This is a genomic window from Marinomonas sp. ABL3_031, from assembly GCF_056161265.1.
Genome location: NZ_JBSWYU010000001.1, coordinates 364,709 through 384,476, shown reverse-complemented (window position 1 = coordinate 384,476; position 19,768 = coordinate 364,709). Strand labels below are relative to the sequence as shown.

The 19,768-nt window shown below is 45.7% G+C and carries 17 protein-coding genes; 4 read left to right on the top strand and 13 right to left on the bottom strand.

Annotation, left to right across the window (positions count from 1 at the left end; genetic code table 11):
* Positions 1 to 361: 361 nt before the first annotated feature.
* The 6 genes from ACXAH2_RS01880 to ACXAH2_RS01855 form a co-directional block, all read right to left on the bottom strand.
* On the bottom strand, positions 362 to 1,942 hold the full coding sequence (locus ACXAH2_RS01880) for an aldehyde dehydrogenase (NADP(+)) (RefSeq protein ID WP_475076208.1): 1,581 nt from the start codon (positions 1,940 to 1,942) through the stop codon (positions 362 to 364).
* A gap of 60 nt (positions 1,943 to 2,002) precedes the next feature.
* Positions 2,003 to 2,914 carry a 5-dehydro-4-deoxyglucarate dehydratase gene (locus ACXAH2_RS01875; RefSeq protein ID WP_475076206.1) on the bottom strand — a complete coding sequence of 304 codons (912 nt, stop codon included), beginning with the start codon at positions 2,912 to 2,914 and terminating at the stop codon, positions 2,003 to 2,005.
* A gap of 124 nt (positions 2,915 to 3,038) precedes the next feature.
* Complete coding sequence (locus ACXAH2_RS01870; RefSeq protein WP_475076204.1) at positions 3,039 to 3,839, bottom strand: NAD-dependent epimerase/dehydratase family protein; 801 nt, start codon at positions 3,837 to 3,839, stop codon at positions 3,039 to 3,041.
* Positions 3,840 to 3,849: 10 nt separating this feature from the next.
* The gene (locus ACXAH2_RS01865) at positions 3,850 to 5,133 is read right to left on the bottom strand and encodes a TRAP transporter large permease (RefSeq protein WP_475076202.1); all 1,284 of its coding nucleotides are present in this window, start codon (positions 5,131 to 5,133) and stop codon (positions 3,850 to 3,852) included.
* A 1-nt stretch (position 5,134) separates the two neighbouring features.
* Entirely contained in the window at positions 5,135 to 5,701 is a 567-nt protein-coding gene (locus ACXAH2_RS01860) for a TRAP transporter small permease (protein ID WP_475076201.1), read from the bottom strand.
* Positions 5,702 to 5,773: 72 nt separating this feature from the next.
* Positions 5,774 to 6,772 carry a TRAP transporter substrate-binding protein gene (locus ACXAH2_RS01855; protein ID WP_475076199.1) on the bottom strand — a complete coding sequence of 333 codons (999 nt, stop codon included), beginning with the start codon at positions 6,770 to 6,772 and terminating at the stop codon, positions 5,774 to 5,776.
* Between the two features lie 260 nt (positions 6,773 to 7,032).
* On the opposite strand from ACXAH2_RS01855, the gene ACXAH2_RS01850 reads away from it, so the two are divergent.
* From ACXAH2_RS01850 to ACXAH2_RS01840, 3 genes are all read left to right on the top strand, one after another.
* Positions 7,033 to 7,758 carry a FadR/GntR family transcriptional regulator gene (locus tag ACXAH2_RS01850; RefSeq protein WP_475076198.1) on the top strand — a complete coding sequence of 242 codons (726 nt, stop codon included), beginning with the start codon at positions 7,033 to 7,035 and terminating at the stop codon, positions 7,756 to 7,758.
* An 84-nt stretch (positions 7,759 to 7,842) separates the two neighbouring features.
* Positions 7,843 to 8,982 (top strand): mandelate racemase/muconate lactonizing enzyme family protein, encoded by a 1,140-nt coding sequence (locus ACXAH2_RS01845; protein WP_475076196.1) that lies wholly within the window; start codon positions 7,843 to 7,845, stop codon positions 8,980 to 8,982.
* A gap of 9 nt (positions 8,983 to 8,991) precedes the next feature.
* Positions 8,992 to 9,843 carry an amidohydrolase family protein gene (locus ACXAH2_RS01840; RefSeq protein ID WP_475076195.1) on the top strand — a complete coding sequence of 284 codons (852 nt, stop codon included), beginning with the start codon at positions 8,992 to 8,994 and terminating at the stop codon, positions 9,841 to 9,843.
* A 6-nt stretch (positions 9,844 to 9,849) separates the two neighbouring features.
* Here the strand turns inward: ACXAH2_RS01840 and ACXAH2_RS01835 are convergent, their stop codons facing one another.
* The 7 genes from ACXAH2_RS01835 to ACXAH2_RS01805 all read right to left on the bottom strand — a co-directional run bounded on the left by ACXAH2_RS01835 (position 9,850) and on the right by ACXAH2_RS01805 (position 18,174).
* Positions 9,850 to 10,617: a GGDEF domain-containing protein gene (locus ACXAH2_RS01835; RefSeq protein ID WP_475076193.1), complete on the bottom strand. Its 768-nt coding sequence runs from the start codon at positions 10,615 to 10,617 to the stop codon at positions 9,850 to 9,852.
* 257 nt (positions 10,618 to 10,874) lie between these two features.
* The gene (locus tag ACXAH2_RS01830) at positions 10,875 to 12,233 is read right to left on the bottom strand and encodes a sigma-54-dependent transcriptional regulator (protein WP_475076191.1); all 1,359 of its coding nucleotides are present in this window, start codon (positions 12,231 to 12,233) and stop codon (positions 10,875 to 10,877) included.
* Positions 12,223 to 14,511, bottom strand: coding sequence for an ATP-binding protein (locus ACXAH2_RS01825; protein WP_475076189.1), 2,289 nt, complete (start codon positions 14,509 to 14,511; stop codon positions 12,223 to 12,225). Before ACXAH2_RS01825 ends, ACXAH2_RS01830 begins: the two co-directional genes overlap by 11 nt.
* A gap of 25 nt (positions 14,512 to 14,536) precedes the next feature.
* Complete coding sequence (gene epmA / locus ACXAH2_RS01820) at positions 14,537 to 15,511, bottom strand: EF-P lysine aminoacylase EpmA (RefSeq protein WP_475076188.1); 975 nt, start codon at positions 15,509 to 15,511, stop codon at positions 14,537 to 14,539.
* A 61-nt stretch (positions 15,512 to 15,572) separates the two neighbouring features.
* Positions 15,573 to 16,199 carry a LysE family translocator gene (locus ACXAH2_RS01815; protein ID WP_475076186.1) on the bottom strand — a complete coding sequence of 209 codons (627 nt, stop codon included), beginning with the start codon at positions 16,197 to 16,199 and terminating at the stop codon, positions 15,573 to 15,575.
* Positions 16,200 to 16,241: 42 nt separating this feature from the next.
* Positions 16,242 to 17,099 (bottom strand): GGDEF domain-containing protein, encoded by an 858-nt coding sequence (locus ACXAH2_RS01810; protein WP_475076185.1) that lies wholly within the window; start codon positions 17,097 to 17,099, stop codon positions 16,242 to 16,244.
* A gap of 199 nt (positions 17,100 to 17,298) precedes the next feature.
* The gene (locus ACXAH2_RS01805) at positions 17,299 to 18,174 is read right to left on the bottom strand and encodes an EamA family transporter (protein ID WP_475076183.1); all 876 of its coding nucleotides are present in this window, start codon (positions 18,172 to 18,174) and stop codon (positions 17,299 to 17,301) included.
* A 154-nt stretch (positions 18,175 to 18,328) separates the two neighbouring features.
* Between ACXAH2_RS01805 and ACXAH2_RS01800 the strand changes: the two genes are divergently transcribed.
* Complete coding sequence (locus ACXAH2_RS01800) at positions 18,329 to 19,747, top strand: aminotransferase-like domain-containing protein (protein ID WP_475076181.1); 1,419 nt, start codon at positions 18,329 to 18,331, stop codon at positions 19,745 to 19,747.
* The last annotated feature ends 21 nt before the right edge of the window (positions 19,748 to 19,768 follow it).

The following is a 19,768-nucleotide window of genomic DNA, read 5'->3' as shown; positions in this document are numbered from 1 at the left end:
TGATAACTGTAGAACAAAAATAGTAAGACAAAAAAAACGAGGCCGAAGCCTCGCCAATGTGACACCTATCCAAATGTCACTAATATACTAGGGAAGGTGCGAATAAGTCTTCTGAACATCAGTCTTATCAGAGAAATGGCCTATCAAGGCAAGAGTGAGCAGGAATGTTAATACCTTTCAATCACTCTTAACACAGAGAGGCCGTTTCTCTGAAAGACCCGAAGGGCGTGAGCTAAGCTCTCTTTATTCTTTGTTAAGCTTCTTGCCAATATGTTCATATTGGACGGCGAAACTTGCCTCGAATAAAAGAGAGTTATCCATACGCTGACGTCAGTGGACTTGTTCGTACCTTCCCTACCAATCAAGCTAACTTAAGTTTACTGTCTATCAGTTGTGGGATTGTCAGAGGATTATCATCCTGCACGCTGTTTGGTAACAAGCTCGCAGGAAAATCCTGATAGCACACAGGGCGCAAGAAGCGCTCAATGGCCGCACTGCCTACGGAAGTGGAGCAACTGTCTGATGTCGCAGGGAATGGCCCACCATGTACCATGGCCTGACACACTTCAACGCCGGTCGGATAACCATTACACAACAAACGCCCGGCTTTGCGTTCAAACACTGGCAAGAGTGCTCTTACCGCATCCTCGTCAGCTTTGGTCATTTGAATGGTAATGGTCAGCTGACCTTCAAAGTGCTCAGCCAATTGGCGATATTCCTCAAGGCTCTGACACTTAATGACTAAGGAAGTCGAACCAAAGACCTCACCTTCTAAGCGCTTATCCGCTAAAAAAGTCTTGGCGTGTGTCACAAACACATGCGCCTTACACTGGTTTGGTAAATCCGAGTTAGACGATTGCGCCAACAAGCTGACGCCGTCATGCTCAATCAAGCTGTTCACGCCATCACAATAGGCTTGATGAATTCCAGCTGTGAGCATGGTTTGCGTGCCCAACGCTTGAATGTCCATGGCCACCTGCTGCAAGAAGTCTTCACAATCCGCTCCATCCATGACCACCACCAAACCTGGGTTGGTACAGAATTGCCCGGCTCCCATTGCCAAGGAAGCAACAAAGCCAGATGCCACGGATTTCGCTTCGGTAGCCAATTTATTCGGCATCATGAAAACAGGGTTAATACTGCTCATTTCAGCGTAAACCGGAATCGGTTCGGGACGATTCGCTGCAATATTCATCAAGGCCACACCTCCCGATCGGGAGCCGGTAAAGCCCACCGCTTTAATTTGCGGATGCGCCACCAAAGCCCCCCCCACATCGGAGCCTGCGCCAAACAACAAAGAGAAAACACCTTCTGGCATCTGACATTTTTTCACCGCTTGTTGGATGGCACGACCAACCAATTCAGACGTCCCTGGATGAGCCGAATGCGCCTTTACCACCACAGGACAACCAGCAGCCAATGCAGACGCCGTGTCTCCACCCGCCACCGAAAAGGCCAATGGAAAGTTACTGGCACCGAATACCGCCACCGGGCCCAATGGAATTTTTTGAAAACGCAAATCCGCTCGCGGCAGTGGCGCTCTATCAGGCAGCGCAGGATCAATGCGCGCATCGAGAAACTTACCCATGCGAACGACCGAAGCAAACAGGCGCAATTGCCCCATGGTTCGGCCACGCTCACCTTCAATGCGAGCTTTCGGCAAACCAGTTTCCGCCATAGCGCGCTCTACTAAAGTATCGCCTAGGGCTAGGATTTCATCCGCAATGGTTTCCAGAAACAGAGCTCGGTGTTCGTTAGTCATTCCTCGATAGTCATCAAACGCTTGCCAAGCCAATGCCACGGCTTGATCAACATGCTGTTGATCACCACCTAGAAACTCCGGCTGCAGATATTCGTTGGTTGCTGGATTTCGTGCCTGAATGGCTTTTTTATGCCCTTGTACTGAGCGTTGTCCGATCAGCATATGTCCTGTAATTTGCATTGTCTTCTCCACAAATTCAGTCATTAACAAAACCCCAGACCGAAAGGTCTGGGACTGTGGTTATTTATTCGCTTCAATGAGAGCGTGCAGACGCGCTTCTTGTGCTTGAGTCGGCATGGTCAGTGGCGCACGCACCTCGCCCGCTGGACGACCAATTAACTTAGCGCCAGATTTGATCAAGCTCACCGCGTAGCCCTTTTTCTCATCACGCAAACGACAGAAAGGAATAAAGAAATCCTTCACTATGGTTTGTACTGTGGTTTTGTCGCCCGCTCGCAACGCTTTATAAAAACGATTGGCCATCTCTGGCATGAAGTTAAATACCGCAGAAGAGTAGGTATTTACACCAATGGCTAAGTAGGCTTCAGCAAAAATCTCCGCCGTGGGTACGCCACCAATATAAACCAAACGATCACCCACTGTTTTGATGGTATCGTTTAACGCCGCGACATTTCCCACACCGTCTTTTAGAGCAATTAAGTTAGAATTCTGCGCTGCTAATTGCTTCACGCTTTCTGCTGACAAGATACCGTTGGCACGATTGTAATATATGAATTGAATGGCGCTGCTCTGCATGATTTGTGTCGCATACTCCACCACACCCTCTTCTGGGCATTCGGTTAAAAAAGGCGGCATCAACAAAATACCATCACAGCCCACTTCTTCTGCCGCTTTCACAAAGGCTTTGGCCTCAACCACACTGCGTCCGGCACTGGCGATAACAGGCACTCGACCCGCAACGGTATCCACCGCAACGCGACAAATCTCTTGGTACTCTTCTAAGCCCAGAGAGAAAAATTCCCCCGTACCACCGGCAACAAACACAGACGATACGCCGTGCTCGATAAACCATTCAATACGCTGTTTATAAGTATCCGCTTGGAACTGTCCTTGCGCATCAAAATCCGTGATTGGGAATGACAGTAAACCGTCGCTTAAAGATAAACGAATTTGCTCAATTGAAAGCGCCATAAAAGAATCCTCTTATTTTTCAAATACCCAAATTTTGGGCAAACGAAACTCCTGCCCACATTACTGAGCAAAAATGTCATTGTTAGGAGTTAAAAATTAAAAAGTACGTTAGCTAAAATTAGTTTTAATCATGATCTTCAAAGTGGCCTGCAGTGGCAAAGAACCCTCCCTGAAATAACAATGCGGGGTGGTCAAGATCCATTAACGGATCTTGTGCCAACACCTCTGTCTCAAATTGTGCCGACGAATCTTTCGGCTGCCATCCCAAGAAGTTGGACTTACGATTATCCCACCAAGACCAAGGGTTATTTGATGCGCCATAAACCACAGTGCAAGCTAAGCGATTGACACTGAACACGCACTTTACTAAATCCGCCATGTCTTCTTCGCTTAGCCAGGTCGACAACATACGACGATCAAGCGGCTTAGGCAGACAACTGCCGATGCGCACCAGAGCCGATTCGATACCAAATTTCTCAAAGTAATAGCGTGCTAATAACTCACCAAAGCCTTTTGATACACCGTATAAGCTATCTGGTCGCATTGGACTGTCCGCATCCAGACGTGTCTCACGGGAATGAAAGCCCACCACATGATTGGAACTGGCAAAGAAAATACGCGACACCTGATGTTGGCGAGCCGCTTCATAAATATGATAAGTGCCTTTCAAATTGCCATTGAGAATGCTTTCAAAAGTGCCTTCAATGGATTGTCCGCCAAGATGAATAATGCCATCACAGCCTTTTACTAAGGCTTTTACCGCATCAAAATCCGCTAGATCACAGGCTTGAAAAGACTCACCCGGCATTAGGTCGGTGATCTCAATCAAATCGGACAGTAGCAATTCTTCCGCCCAACCTGCTAAGGTTCGGCGCATGGCCTTACCCAAAGTACCGGCAGCGCCTGTCAGCAATACTCGTTTCATATCTTTCCCCTTAATCACTGATCCAATTTGGTAATGCCATAGAAATAGCAGGCACAAATGTCACTAAAATTAACGCGGCTAATATCGCCAGATAAAATGGCCAAATGCTTTTCACGGCGCGCTGAATCGGCACGTCACCAATGGCACAACCAACAAACAGACAACCGCCCACTGGTGGTGTACACAAACCCAAGCCCAAATTCATCATCAACATAATGCCAAACTGAATTGGGTCCATGCCCAAACTCACCGCCACAGGCAAAAAGATGGGGGTACAAATCAGGATCAATGCCGCCATGTCCATGATCATGCCTAACAGCAAGAGGATCAGGTTCATCATCAAAAAGATGATAATTGGATTATCTGAAATAGAAGTTAAACCTGTGGCCAATACTTTCGGCACCTCATACAAAGCCAACATGTAACCAAAGGCAGACGCACAACCCACTAAGATCATCACCAGACCCGTCGTACGAACAGAGCGAATGACGGCAACCCAGAAGTCACGCAAGCTTAAAGAGCGGTACACCAAGGCGGTGATCAGCACAGCGTAAATTGCTCCAATGGCTCCGGATTCGGTGACAGTGAAGACACCAGATAACGCACCACCCACAACGATAATGGCAGTAATCAAACCGGGAAATGACGCTAAGAAAGCGACAAAAATCACCTTCAAACCGGCAAAAGGTTCTGTTGGATAGTGATTGCGAATTGCCATCCATCGGGCCACCAAGCCCAACAACACACACATTAAGATGCCTGGCACAATACCGGCCATGAAAAGGCTGGCAACAGACATACCACCGCCGGCGGCCACCACATAAAGAATCATATTGTGGCTTGGTGGAATCATGATGCCAGCAATGGACGAGGTGACGGTGACATTGACTGCATAGGCATCGTCATAACCCTTTTCTTTCATCACCGGAATCAACAAAGAGCCAAGCGCCGACACATCGGCTACCGCGGAACCCGAAATACCACCAAACAACATGCTGGAAAAGACGTTAACTTGGCCTAGTCCGCCACGCACCCAGCCCACAGCCGAAGAAGCTAAGCGAATCAAACGCGCGGCAATGCCTCCATGCAACATCAACTCACCCGCAAAAATAAAGAAAGGAATGGCCAGCAATGAAAAGGTTGAGGTTCCGGCGACAATACGCTGAAAACCAATCATTAACGGCAAGCCTTCGTAAAAAAACGCTGAAATCGCAGCCATACCCAGAGCAAACGCCACAGGTACTCCGACAAAGGTCAGCAGAGCAAATAAGCCCAGTAAAATCGCTAAGCCCATATTATTTGTCTCCCGCTACATCAGAAGAATGAGAATCTGCTGACACAGATTGTTTTGAAAATAAATATAACGTGCCATAAAGCGCGCGATACCCTGCAAACAAGCACATCAAGACACCACTGGCAACCACTGGAAAATAGCGGATACCTTCCGGAACCCGCCATTCCAAGACAGTCAATAATGGAATGCTTCTAAACCAGCCAAAGTCCACCAGTTCTTTGCCGTACAACGCCATAGCATAGCCAAAGGCGACAATGCACAGATCAATCAAGATATTAACAATCTGGCCCACACGTTCGGGCACCAGCATGGACAATATGTCGACACTTAAATGCGTGCGTTCATGAATGCCGACCGCTGCGGCCAAGAAGGTAATATTAGTGACCAACAACATGGCCATTTGCTCGACCCAAGTTGGGGTGTCATTCAACACATAACGACCAAATACCAACCAGCCGAATGAAGCAACCAACAAAACTAAAAACACACCGGACAAAGCGGTCACCAAATAGGCAATCGCATCCAAAATAGATTTGATCTTGGGTTGTGTAGAAGAAGAGAAAGCCATAATCACACTCTTTCTAGCAATGTCATCAAAAGGCTAATCTGCCAACAGCAGATTAGCCTGAGCCGTTATTTCTTACTGAGTATCTTGAATTTGCTCGATAAATGACTTCAAAGAGGGATTGTCTTTCACCGCTTTCGCGTAGACAGGTTTCATCGCATCACTGAAGGCTTTTTTATCTTTGATTTCATTAAACTTAACACCAGACGCGAGCACTTTCTTACGGCTTTCCTCATCCCGTTGTGCCCACAAATTGCGTTGCAAAGCAGAACTATCGCGAGCCGCTTTTTTCACTGCCGCTTGATCTTTCGCTGACAGTTCATTCCAGGCTTTTACGCTTACACAAACACATTCAGGAATGATCAAGTGCTGGGTTAACGAGTAGAAAGGCGCCACTTCATAATGGTTACTAGAATCGTAAGACGGCCAGTTGTTTTCAGCACCGTCAACCACACCGGTCTTCAAAGATTGATACACTTCAGAATACGCCATTGGTGTTGCATTACCACCTAGGGCTTCTACCATGCCAACGTATAATTCATTATTCATGACACGGAACTTCTCACCTTTCACATCCGCAGGGGTCTGAATCGGTTTGGAAGTGTTATAGAAAGAACGTGCGCCACCGTCATACCAAGCCAGGGACATAATGCCTTGTTTCGCCATGGCATCACTGAGTTGGTCACCAACCGGCCCATCCATGACACGATGCATATGATTAAGGTCTTTAAAAATAAAAGGAAGGGAAACCACATTAACTTCAGGTACCGCATCACCCATTGGCCCTAGGCTAAAACCAGCAAATTGAATCGCACCCACTTGCAACATCTGAATTGCATCAGACTGACTGCCAAGCACTGAGCCATTATAAACTCGACCACTAACACGACCGTCTGTAGCCTTATCCGCTTCTTTAATGAAAGACTCTAACGCATCCGTCACCGGGTAGCCAGTATTATGGATGTTCCAACCTTTCCATTCCGCATTGGCAGCGGAAGAAAATAGCACTGCAGAAGTCGCCGTCATCAGGGCCAAAGCTTTACCAATTTTTCTTGCGGGAAAGTTTATTATCATTGTTGTGTCTCCAGTTATTCTTGTAATTTTTTCTGCCTGCTTGGATAACCACTTTATGACGAAAACCTAAAGATAGCCATCCAACCTTTTTTATTTGTAGCATAGGATATTAGGAATAGACAATAATCATAGTATGAATTTCACAAAATTAATTTCACTTAATCACTTAACAGCTAGATTAAGCGCTATTCATATTATGTGATAACATGTTCAAGTGATTAAAAAGCAACATCTTTTTGTTTTAGAAAGGCCATCAGACCATGCCAACAAGCAAAACCATAAAAGCCAGTTTGCCCCAACAAACGGCAGAAAAAATTCGTCAGCGCATTACCACCATGGGCATGAAACCCGGTGACAAACTGCCGACGGAACCTAAGTTGATGAGCGAGTTGTCTGTCAGTCGTACCGTTCTGCGTGAAGCCATCGCCAGTTTGAAAGCAGAAGGTCTGGTGAAGGCCAAACAAGGGGCTGGGGTGTTTGTCTCAGAACCAGAGCAAAAACTCAGTTCACTACTGCGCAACAGCACGCAAACTCTGACCGACACAATAGAGTCGTTGGAGCTCAGAACGGCCGTAGAGATTGAGGCCGTGGCCCTTGCCGTCGCGCGTTGCTCATTGGCACAAGAAGCAGAAATCTACCGCTGTTTCGATGCCTATGAGCGTAAAGTACAGAAAGGCGAAAGCGCCGAACAAGAAGATTTTGAGTTTCATTTGGCCATTGCCAAAGCCACCAACAACCAACATTTTGTGGACTTCTTAGAAGTGCTTGGCCGTCGCACTATTCCACGCGCGCGACTGCGTGAAGAAGCAGGCCTGCCTCGTGATCCTGAAATCGACAAATCCCTTAATCGCGAACACAAAGCCATTTTAGATGCTATTGAGGCTCGCGATGCAGAAGCCGCCAAAGAAGCAGTTCGAGTCCACCTAAACAATGGCTGCGAACGCTACCGCAAACTGATGCGCGACATACAACGCGCAAAATCATAGTATGAATTTATAGATTTTCTAAAATGACTTGTGTTATGTTTGCCACATCTAATAAGAATAAACCGATACACAAGGTCATTTTCCATGAAAATCACAGAGATCATTACTCACCATTTGAGCCACCAGCTGGAACAGCCATTTAAGTCTGCCTCCATGCTGTTTACCTCGAGAGATCACCTACTAGTCGAAATCCACACAGACAAGGGATTCGTCGGATGGGGAGAATGTTTGGGTAACTGCATCGTCAATGACGCTTTTATTCAGGTCATGACACCTCATCTGATCGGTGAAAACGCCCTACACATCGAACCTATCTGGCTCAAGCTGTACAACCTGTTACGTGATCAAGGCCAACGCGGTGCCACTATTAACGCCATTAGCGGCATTGATATTGCCCTATGGGATTTAGCGGGCAAATACCACCAATGCCCTACTCATGAACTGTTAGGCGGTGCTTATCGAGAGCAAATCCCAGTCTACGCCACTGGTGGCTTTCGATTGGTTGGGCAAGATCGTATCACCAGCTTGCTGGATGAAGTGTCTGGTTATAAGCAAGCGGGCTTCACGGCCGTAAAAATCAAAATTGGTTTTGGTATTGAGCTGGACATCGCCTCGATCAAAGCGGTACGCGAGTGTTTAGGAGACGATATTGAACTTATGATAGACGCCAATCATGGTTATGATCACATTGATGCCGCACGTGTTGCCAATGCGGTCAGTGATTGCAACTTGTTATGGTTTGAAGAGCCAGTTGTCCCTGAAGCTTTAAGCAGCTATCACAAACTCAGAAGCAGCCAAGCGATTCCCCTTGCTGGCGGTGAAACTTGGCACACACGCTGGGGCATCAACGAAGCGTTAAAGCAAAATACCGTTGATATTTTGCAACCTGACGTATGTGGTGTGGGGGGCTTAAGCGAAGCCAAAAAAGTGCTCACCTTGTGTGATATTTATGGCGTACGCTGCGTACCTCATGTTTGGGGCACTAGCGTGGCATTGGCAGCAGGACTGCATTTCCATGCCATCATCCCACCTAGTCCGCCCTCTTATGGCTGTACACCGGATTCGCCACGCTTTGAGTACGATCAAACTCATAACCCTTTCCGTTCTAGTATTGTTACTCAACCTTTTGAGCTTAACGATGGCTATTTAACCGTGCCACAAGGCCATGGCTTAGGAATTGACATCCGTCCTGAAGAACTGGCGAAGTATTGTCCAACAGCATAGGAAAACATCATGGCAAGACGACTAAACGGACACGCTCCCAACATGGCGTTGCCCAAAGGGAGCATTGATACCCATATACATGTTTATGATGCTCAGCATCCAAACCGACCAGGTGGCCCTGAGATTCCAGCCGACGCAGCAAACCTTGAGGATTACCAGCAAGTGATGAGGTGGTTAGGCATTGAGAAGGTGGTTATTACCCAGCCCAATGCTTATCAGACAGATAATCAAGTGCTACTCAACGCGATACAAAAAATGGGCAATAAAGCCCGCGGCATTGTGGTTGTCACTCCGGAAACGACCGAAGCCGAGCTGGAAAAGTGGCATCAAATGGGCGCCCGTGGTGCCCGCATTATGCAATTGACTCAAGGCGCAGTCAGACTAAAAGACTTGTTGTCTGTTAACGATAAAATTGCCTCGCTTGGGTGGAGTTGCATCGTGCAGTTCAATGGTCGAGAAATCTTAGAGCACGCAAGCTTGCTGGATAAGATCAAAGGCAATTTTAGTCTCGATCATCATGGCAAGTTTTTGCCCCCAGTTAAAACTACGAGTGCCGAATTCAAACAGGTACTCAAGCTTTTGGATAAGGGCAATTGCTATTATAAAATTGCCGCCTGTTATGAAAGCTCAGCCAGTGGTGGACCAGACTATGAAGACCTTGCTGAGATGACCAAAGCGGCAATCAAACACGCCCCTGAGCGCATCATTTGGGGCAGTAACTGGCCACACGTTTCAAGCACACCGGAACAGGCACCAAACGATGCAAATTTATTGGATTTGGTACAGAGCTGGATACCAGATAAAAACACTCGAAAAGCGATATTTGTCGATAACCCAGACCGCTTATATTGGCAGGATTAACACCCTTTATCCGTGTTCGACGGCTTGAATTTTATAGCCGTCACGACCAGCCCTTTTTACTTCATACAAGGCTTTATCTGCGGTCTGAAATGCCTGCTCAAACACTTGCTCACCCTGTCCTTGAAACATAGCTATGCCGATACTGGCGGTAAAGTTAAGTGCGCCTTGCTCAGTTGCTATACTGATAGTACGCACTCGTTCCAAAATACGCTGAGCAATACTCGCCACTTCTGCTTCTGTCACATTGCACAATAACACAGAAAATTCATCTCCCCCCAAACGCGCGACCACATTTGGAGAATGAAAGACACTACGCAGCGCTTCCGCAAAGCACACCAGCGCTTGGTCACCACAAAGATGGCCATACTCATCATTAATTTGCTTGAAACCATCTAAATCCAGAACAAAGAACGCAGACAAACCTGGTTTTTTTAAACTGGCTTTTGATGACAAAGCAACCAGACCTTCTTTATAAAAATACCCACGATTATAAACAGATGTGAGACTGTCTATCGAAGCATGGTGTCTCATTTTTTGTTCCATTACATCCACATGCAAAAACAAGCCGACCAAATACCAAGATAAAATTGGCGTCGTTACACTCGCTATTATCAGGATCATTATGACATCACGCTGAACATCGAGAGTAAAACCCAATAGCGTCGCAAAAGTAATGTCTAATAGTATGGCAATCAAAATGGCAGAGAGAGTTAACACCAGCACCAAGCCTGTTCGTCCTAACGAACGTAACAAATGTCGAATAATGGGTGTCACTGTGCCTCCCAGCTGATAGATAAAAACAGAAAAATCACAAACTGATTTTGTGACTTCTACCTAAATAAGCGCAATTCCACTTTGGCAAGAAAGACCGAGTTATAGTATCCATTTAGCCTGTTCTTACAACGCGACATCGAACGTGGCGATGAGAAGCCTGAGTAATGAATAGAATTGACAGGCTCGCTAATTTACAAAACAATGTTATATAAGTAAACAATCTAAGCGCAATTTCAATCTTATTTACTTTTGCTCAGCTACTGTTTAAACAAATCTTTATCAAGATCGTATTTACGCATTTTGTCGTACAAGGTTTTTCGCGGTAAGCCCAATGCATCCATGGTGTCTTTAATAGAGCCTTTTTGTCGCATTAATTCTTGCTCTAACAAGGTTTTTTCGAAACGCTCCATTTGCTCTGGTAAGGTCATGACTCCTGGATTGTTTTCGTTAATAATGATTTGATCAAACTCAAACGATCCCGCTTCTCCCATCAAAACATAACGCTCCGCTAAGTTCCTCAGTTCTCGCACATTACCTGGCCAATCATAGCTTAACAGACTGTGCATACGCGGCGCTGATAAGGGTTCTGATTCACGTTTGTATTGGGCGGTTGCTACCAAACAAAAGTGCTGCCACAGCAAAGAAATATCGTCTTTACGTTCCCGCAATGGTGGAATGTCCACACGTACCACATTGAGACGGTAGTACAAATCTTCGCGAAAGCTATCCCCTTCACTCAATTGCTTCAGGTCCACCTTGGTGGCCGCCAAAATTCGTAAATCCAAATCAATGGCTTTATTCGATCCTAGGCGCTCCAAGCGTCTTTCCTCTAACACCCGCAGCAAGCGTATTTGCATCGACATAGGCATACTTTCGATTTCATCTAAAAAAAGCGTGCCGCCATTGGCATGCTCTAGCTTACCAATACGTTGCACTTTGGCATCGGTAAAGGCGCCCTTCTCATGGCCAAATAACTCTGACTCCATAATGGAATCCGGCACAGCACCACAATTAATGGCCACAAAAGGTTGACCACGGCGGGAACTGTGCTCATGTAGGTAACGTGCCACCAGCTCTTTTCCCGTGCCCGTTTCGCCTTGAATCAAAATATCGGCGCCGGTATCGGCCACATGCAACAAAGCCTGACGTAAGCGATGAATTCCCGGTGTATTACCTATAATGCGTGGCCCCGGTGCATTTTGCGCTGCCAGTTCAAGGCGCAAATTACGATTTTCCAAGGTTAAACGACGTTTTTCACTGGCCCGTCGCACCACCTCAACAAAGTCCTCGTTGGAAAAAGGTTTTTCAATAAAATCATACGCGCCATCACGAATGGCGCTCACCGCCATACTGATATCACCATGACCTGTAATCAAAATAAAGGGGATCTCTGCATCAATCTTTTTTACTTCTTCAAACAGCGCCAAGCCACTTTTCCCTGGCAAGTTAATGTCGCTGACAATCACCCCAGGCCAATCAATGGATAATTTTTCCGTCACGCCTTGTGCAGAGCCAAACTCAGCAACAGCAAAGTTTTCCAGCGCCAAGGTTTGCGAAATTGCCATACGAACAGCCTGTTCATCATCAATTAATAAAACCTGATTTTTATCCGTCATGCTGTTCTCTTTCATTCATTGTTTTCGATTGGAAACGTGGCAACACCACCACGAATTCTGCGCCGCCCTTTGGGCTATTATGGGCTTTGATTTGCCCACCCATGAGATCGACAATACGCTGACTGATGGATAAACCTAGCCCTAGACCCACGCCAGATGACTTGGAGGTAAAAAATGGTTCAAACAAATGCTTAATGGCTTCATCAGTCAAGCCATCACCGGAATCTCGCACACAAATGGTCACTTCTTTTTCATCAGCACTTTGTTCAATACACACTGTTTGTCGGCGCTCGAGCGAATGAGGTTTTGCCTCTTGAATGGCATCGACTGCATTGGCCAATAAATTGACCAACACCTGCTCTAAAAACACCATATCGCCCTGAACAATAAAGCCTTGGTCGTCCGGTATTTGAAGCTCAATGCCCACTTCTTTATAGCGCGGAGAAATGATTTTTATCGCGCCCACTATGGCCGTTTGTATGGCAATAGGCGCTTGTTGCACATCGCCTTTGCGAGCAAACACCTTGAAACGAGCAATAATATCACTCATGTGCTGACCCAGCTGATTAATTTGTTCAAGGTTACTGTGTGCTTGTTGATAGTTTTGCCTGTCCAAAAATGTCAACCCATTACCAGCAAAGGCACGAATGGCCGTTAAAGGCTGATTTAATTCATGGTTTAACCCGGCACTCAATTGCCCTAATACCGCCAATTTTGCCGTCTGAATCAGCTCCCTCTGAGTATCTTTATGACCGGCCATTTCTTGACGTAACAGAAGGTTGGCTTGCTCCAGTTCAAAGGTCCGTTCATGTACACGTTTTTCCAATTCAAGCTGGGCTTGCATGACCTCTTGCTCATAGCGTTTGCGTTCTGTCATGTCATGGAAGGTCACCAGATAACTGCGCCGGTTAGGTAATTTCATTTCACAAAGTGTCATCTCAACGGGAACCGACTCCAGCTGATCCCATTGCAAATACCCTTCCATGGTGACGACTTTGATGCCCAATTCATCATCGTCATGCCACACACTATCCAGCGCTTGCTGGTCATCGGCATGAAACAAAGTCTGTAAGGGTTGACCAATTAAGGCGCTCAGGGATTGCCCCACCAACTTTTCGATGGCTGGATTAAAGGATTCAATGCGATGCTTATCGTCCAATGTGACCAAGCCCGCTTGGGTGTTTTGAATCACTTCTCGAATGTAGGCTTGGTTATGACGTGTCATTTCATTGGCGTTATAACGCTCTAGTAGCATTCGACGTCGCAACAGAGCCAGACCAGCAAGCAAACCTGTGATGATCAAAGCACCAGCAAATATGGCGCGCCACAAAGCAATGTCTTCATTGATCAATTGCAGAGGCGACAAAAGAGAAATCGTGAAACCCAATAACTGAATAGGACGACTCATTTTCAAATAAGAACGGCGCTCAAGTTCCCCATTCACCGGATTGGTTTCTAGCACATCCACTAAGGTAGCCGTATCACTTAACGGTTTCTGGTAAGCAATCGGCAGTTTTTCAATCGGTCTGTCTTTATAGCGTTGAGATTCGGCAATGCGCTTAAGTTCGCTGTAGGATAATTCACGCAAGACTTGGTAAAGCCAACTTGGTCTTGAACTGCTGAAGACGACACCGTCTGGATCCAGCAAGATAAAGTCATAATTTTGATTGGCAAAGCGTTTCTCAAACTGACTAATGTCTACCTTCACCACGGCCACACCAATGATTTCTTCTTCATCGACAACAGGGTAAGAAAAATAATAGCCACGTCGATTTGAGGTGGTGCCTAAGGCATAATAGCGCCCCGGTTTGCCCTGAATAGCTTGTTGAAAATAGGGTCTGAAAGCGAAGTTTTTACCGATAAAACTGGCGTCACTTTGATAGTTAGACGCCGCGATGGTAAGACCATCCTTATTTAAAATATAACTATCGGACGCCTCGGTAATACGGTTGATTTGCTCAAGTTCGAGGTTTAACTGAGAGATGTCCTGATAAAAACCATCACGCAAGGCTTTTTTGACTCGTCCGTTGGTCGCCAGTAAGGTCGGCATGTGCTGATATTTGGCAATGGCACTTTCAATCACATTGGCCAACTGCGCCAATTGCTCTTCTGATGTCAGTTGTAAGTCTTCAATTTGCCGACTTTTAAGCGCCTCTCCGCCTTTCCATATGATGACAATCACCACGAATAAAATCGCCAACAAAGACAGCAAGATGGCTTTTCTCGGGGCCACAGACAAAGCCGCAGCCTCACTCAATGTATCGGATAACTTGCTCACCAAAACCTCATTTTACGCAATTGGATTAAGCCCGTTCATGAGCAAATGCCAACACCTCAGCAATGTCCTTTTTGCCACAGATTAGCATGAGCAGGCGATCAATACCTAACGCCACTCCAGCGCACTCTGGCATGCCCTGAGTCAAGGCGGTTATCAGTCGCTCATCGAATTGGCGTTCAGCCGATTCAGCCATCTTTCTTTGTATTTTATCTTGCGCAAAACGTGTCGCCTGTTCTTGTGCATCGGTCAATTCATAATAGCCGTTCGCCAGTTCCATGCCTTGCCAATAAAGCTCAAATCGAGCCGCGATGAGGTTGCCTTCAGAATTTTTTTGTAACTTTGCTAGTGCCGCCTGAGACGCTGGATAACTGTGAATAAAACAAGGTTTATGCTGACCAATTTTGGGTTCTATCACGCTCGCAAAAATCAGCTCTAACAGGGTGTCTCTGTCTGCTTCTTGCAGGCCGTATTCAGTTGCTTGATGTGCGCAGGTTTGCAAGTCCTCAAGGCTCACTTGCCAAGGGTCTAACCCAGTAAAGTCGATAAAAGCTTGCTGGTAACTGAGGTATTCACATTGAAGGCTCGATGCAATCACAGCTTGCAACAAGGCTTCAATTTCAGCCATCAATTGCCAATGATCCAAGCCGATGCGATACCATTCCAACATGGTAAATTCGATACTGTGGCGACGCCCTATTTCCTCAGCTCTGAAGACCTTACCTAACTGATAAATCGAACCCGCACCGGCACACAACAATCGCTTCATGGCGTACTCAGGTGAGGTTTGCAAATAATAGATGAGGTCTTGCCCCATGGAGCGGGTATGAGCGGTGAGGACTTCGATGTGAGGATCCGAAATACTTGCTAGAGACAAACACTGAGTGTCGACTTCCATCACCTCTCGCTCGGCAAAGAATTGTCGTATTTTGCCAAATACATCAGCACGCTGACGCAACACAGAAAGTTCGGCACTGGGTTGCCATGATGCAGCATCATACATAGGAAACGCCCTAAAAAATAAAGCCCATCATAGCAAATTTATCGCGCCGGCCTTAGTCAAATTATGGCGTGAATTTATTCAGTAGCATTTTCACACCTGCCACACCAAAAAACACAGTAAACAGGCCATCAAATAATCGGCTCATCCTTAAATAAAGACGTCGAAATGTTTCATGGGAAAACAACAAAGCATAGCCAAGAAACAAACACATACTTTGCAAACCAATCAAAAAGATAATCGAAAGCAAACCTTGGACTTCCACGCCAGTTGGCACACCCATGGAATACAAGGCGCCAAAAAACAAAATAACCTTAGGGTTGGTCAAATGTATTCCCAAGCCGCGTAAATAATCGCTTTGCAAAGACTTTGACGTCGTCTGCTCTAAGGCGATTGGCTTAGGTCGCACTACCGACTTAAAGGACTTAAAAGCCAGAAATAGTAAGTAGGCAGCCCCAAAATAACGCAAGATTTCAAATAACCATGCATTAGCGTACATCACAGCAGCCATGCCAAAGGCGCCAGAAAAAGACCAAAGGAAAGACCCTGTCAGCACGCCAAATGCGGTTGCTATGCCATTAGATCGCCCTGAGCTCATCGCCGTACTGGCTATTGCTAAGGTAGCAGGCCCAGGGCTTGCCACCGCAACAAAGGCAGCCATTAAAATCAAACCGTAATGAATGTCCTGCATAACCACTTCCTTTTTCCCTGAATACTGTAATCTGACCGCGACTTAGATAATACTGACCTGATTGCGACCACTGTATTTCGCTTGATACATGGCCTTATCTGCTCGCCTCATTAACGAACTGGCATTATCTTCAGCCAATACCATGGTTGCCCCAATACTTAAGGTAACCGGATGCTCTTGCAAGATAGAGGTGTTCGCCAGCTGATAACAAATCCGATTACAATATTCTGCCAGTTCGATATCCTCTACTTCATTGCTATGTAAGATAATAGCGAACTCTTCACCACCAATGCGATACACCACATCTTTAGTGCGCATGTATTTTTTGTAAAAACGGCTCACCTTGACCAATACCTCATCTCCTATGTCGTGACCAAAGTTGTCATTAATGGCTTTGAAATGATCCAAGTCCATCATCACTAAGGCACTCTGTCCCTTTTTCCTCAAGATTGCTTTTAAATCTCTATCAAATTTCCGTCTGTTTCTTAAGCCCGTCAGCGAATCCGTATCGGACAATTGAGCCAGTCGATATTCTGAGCTTCTATCCTGTACCGTGCCAGTAAAACCCACTACCTCTCCGTCTACCATAAAGGGCTCATAGGTTGCACTATAATAATATTCTTTACCGTCAATTTTGGTTGTTAAACCTTTATATTGTACTGCCTTTCCAGACAAGGCTTTTTTATAAAAATTCAGGTTTGCCTTGAAGGCAGTTTCGCCAATCAAGTCAGCAAGATGTAAACCCACTGCCTCTTCTTGAGCGACAGCATGTACTTTGGCATACATGATATTGATATAGGTAAACTTAAAGTTTGTATCGACAGCAAAAAACAAAACAGGTGCCAATTCGACAAACTGTTTATACAAATCAGTACTTCCAAAAAGCGCTTTGGTACTCATATAAAATGCCTACACTTCCATAACAAAAAAATCTTGCGGAAGTCTAGATACTAGCGATCAAACATAAGTAGCTTCATCAGTTGATCTGTAATAATTTGTTGAAAAAATAACAAAATCGATCATATCCAACACATTGTGTTTTCAAAAAAGCATCATTTCAGCCTGCTCATCAGAATTGATACATAAAAAACGACTTTTCTTAACCTGTTTTTAAAAACACTACTTGCCTTGGCATTTGACTGATAAATAATCCTCCTAAAATCATTGCACCAGCAAGCATCTGACTGATATGAATCACTTCATCATAAAACCAGTAACCACCCAACACCCCAAACACAGGAACCAATAAGGTCATGGGAGCAACGCTGGAAATACCGTATCTGACTATCATCTTATTCCATAGCCAATACCCTAATAATGTCGTCGGATAAGCCTGAAACAACACTGAAAATAAGGTCGAACGATTAACCCCTGCCAACAGTTCCAATACGACCTGTGAGCCATTTATAAGAAGCGACAAAACCAGCAAAGGTAAAGGCGCAAACAACATCCCCCATACATTAAAAGCGAAAATGTCTCGCGTATTGGCCCATTTCACAATAACCCCATTCACACTCCAACACACCGAAGCCAATAAGACCAATACAAGGCCAGCCATGGTAATGGCACCGCCATCCGCTTGCATTATGATGAATAACCCCATTAAGGCCAGTCCCGCCCCCAATAACTTATTGAAGGTCAACTTTTCTTTCAGCACAAAATACCCTACTAACAAACTGCTAACGACACTCATATCCAATAACAAGGACGCCATGCCAGCGGATAGCCCTAAGCGAATCGACAAGGTAGTTAAGCCCCAAACACCGACACCAAATGACAGACCGTATGCCACCAGATAACGCCACTGCACGTTAGGACGCTTAATAAAAAACACCAAGGGAAACACAGCAAAGGTAAAACGCAATGCGGTCAACATCAGCGGATCAATATTATTGACCCCCAACTTAATCACACTGAAATTCAAGCCCCATAAAGCCATCAAGGCGAACAATAAACCCACATCTCTCTGTTTCATTTTCTTCTTCCTTTCGCCCTGCAAGGCGGCAAATGACACACCTAGTATTGCAACAACAGATAAAAGAGAGCAGATTCAATTTTTAATAAAAATAAGAGTACAATTTTGCTATTGTTCAACATCAAGTTTCACTTTTTGAGATAGAACTGGCCTTATGTCTAAATTTCAACGCTTGGCAGAACATTTTATTGAGCAGATTAATCACCAGAAGCTTCCCGCGGGCGCCCGTTTACCCGCCCTTCGCAAAGTAACCAAACAACATCAGGTCAGCATGACGACCGCAACACGCGCTTATCAGTACCTTCAGCAAACAGGCTGGATTTATGCGCGTCCACAGGCCGGCTATTTCGTTGCTAGTCGCATCACGGACACGGCTTTTCCTGCTCTTTCTAACCTATTGATGGAGCAAAGAGATCCTAAGAAGTATGCCCCCAGTCGAGGCTACAACCCCCATTCTGCATTTTTCAGTCCGCTTGGCACCTCTATGATTGCTCCCCAATTATTGCCTACTACAGGTTTACAACGCAGTATCAAGCGCGTTGCCCATCGTGCCAGCCAGCCGCTCTTTCAATACCCTGATATTCAAGGAGATATGATTTTACGAACCGCCCTGACAGACCATTTACGACGTTACGGTTTGGCCTTTTCGAGCCAAGAGCTGGTGATCACCAATGGCTGTATCGACAGCGTCAAAAAAGCCATCGAAACACTCACCAATGAAGGCGATACTATCGCGATTGGCTCGCCCTGTTTCAGTGGTTTACTGGATTTACTCACCACCTTATCAAGGCAAGTTATCGAAGTACCTATTGGGCAAGATGGAATAGATTTACTGCAATTTGAAAACTTGCTCAAAAAGGGCAAAGTGAAAGCCTCCTTGTTCAGCACTAACAATATCAATCCCAATGGCATCAGCTTTTCAAATCAGCAAAAACAAGCCTTAGCGGAACTGGCTGCCAAATATCACACCCCCATGATAGAGGACGATGTGTATTTTGAATTAAGCCATCAAAAGGACGTTCCCTTGCCCGCAAAGTATTGGGATCAACAAGGTTATGTGATTTGGTGCGGATCTTTTTCAAAAATTTTGGCTGAAGGCATGAGGTTAGGCTGGTGTCATCCGGGACGTTATTTTTCAGACTACATGCGCAAGCACACGCTCACCAGCTTTGGTGTAAACGGCTTGGTGCAATCTTGTATGGCAGAATTCATTAACACTGACGAATACCGCAGCCATGTTCATAAAATCCGTTATCAAATGGCACAGCACATTCACCAATATCAACAGGTATTAGCCAAAAACCTTCCTGAAAACGCTAAGATCAGTACGCCACAAGGAGGAATGGTATTATGGGTTCAGGTCCCGGGACTGAATGCAGTGCAATTAGAAGCCGATGCCCAGCTGCTTAATATAGACATTCGCAGTGGTGCTTGTTTCAGTACCCATAATTTCTATACAGATTGTTTCCGTATCAATTGTGGCTGGCCCCTTGAACGCAAGGCAGAGCAACACAATACTCACCAGCAGCTAGTAACCTTATGTGAATTGATTCAGTCCAATGCGAAAAAATAACGTAATAAAAACGAAAAATTG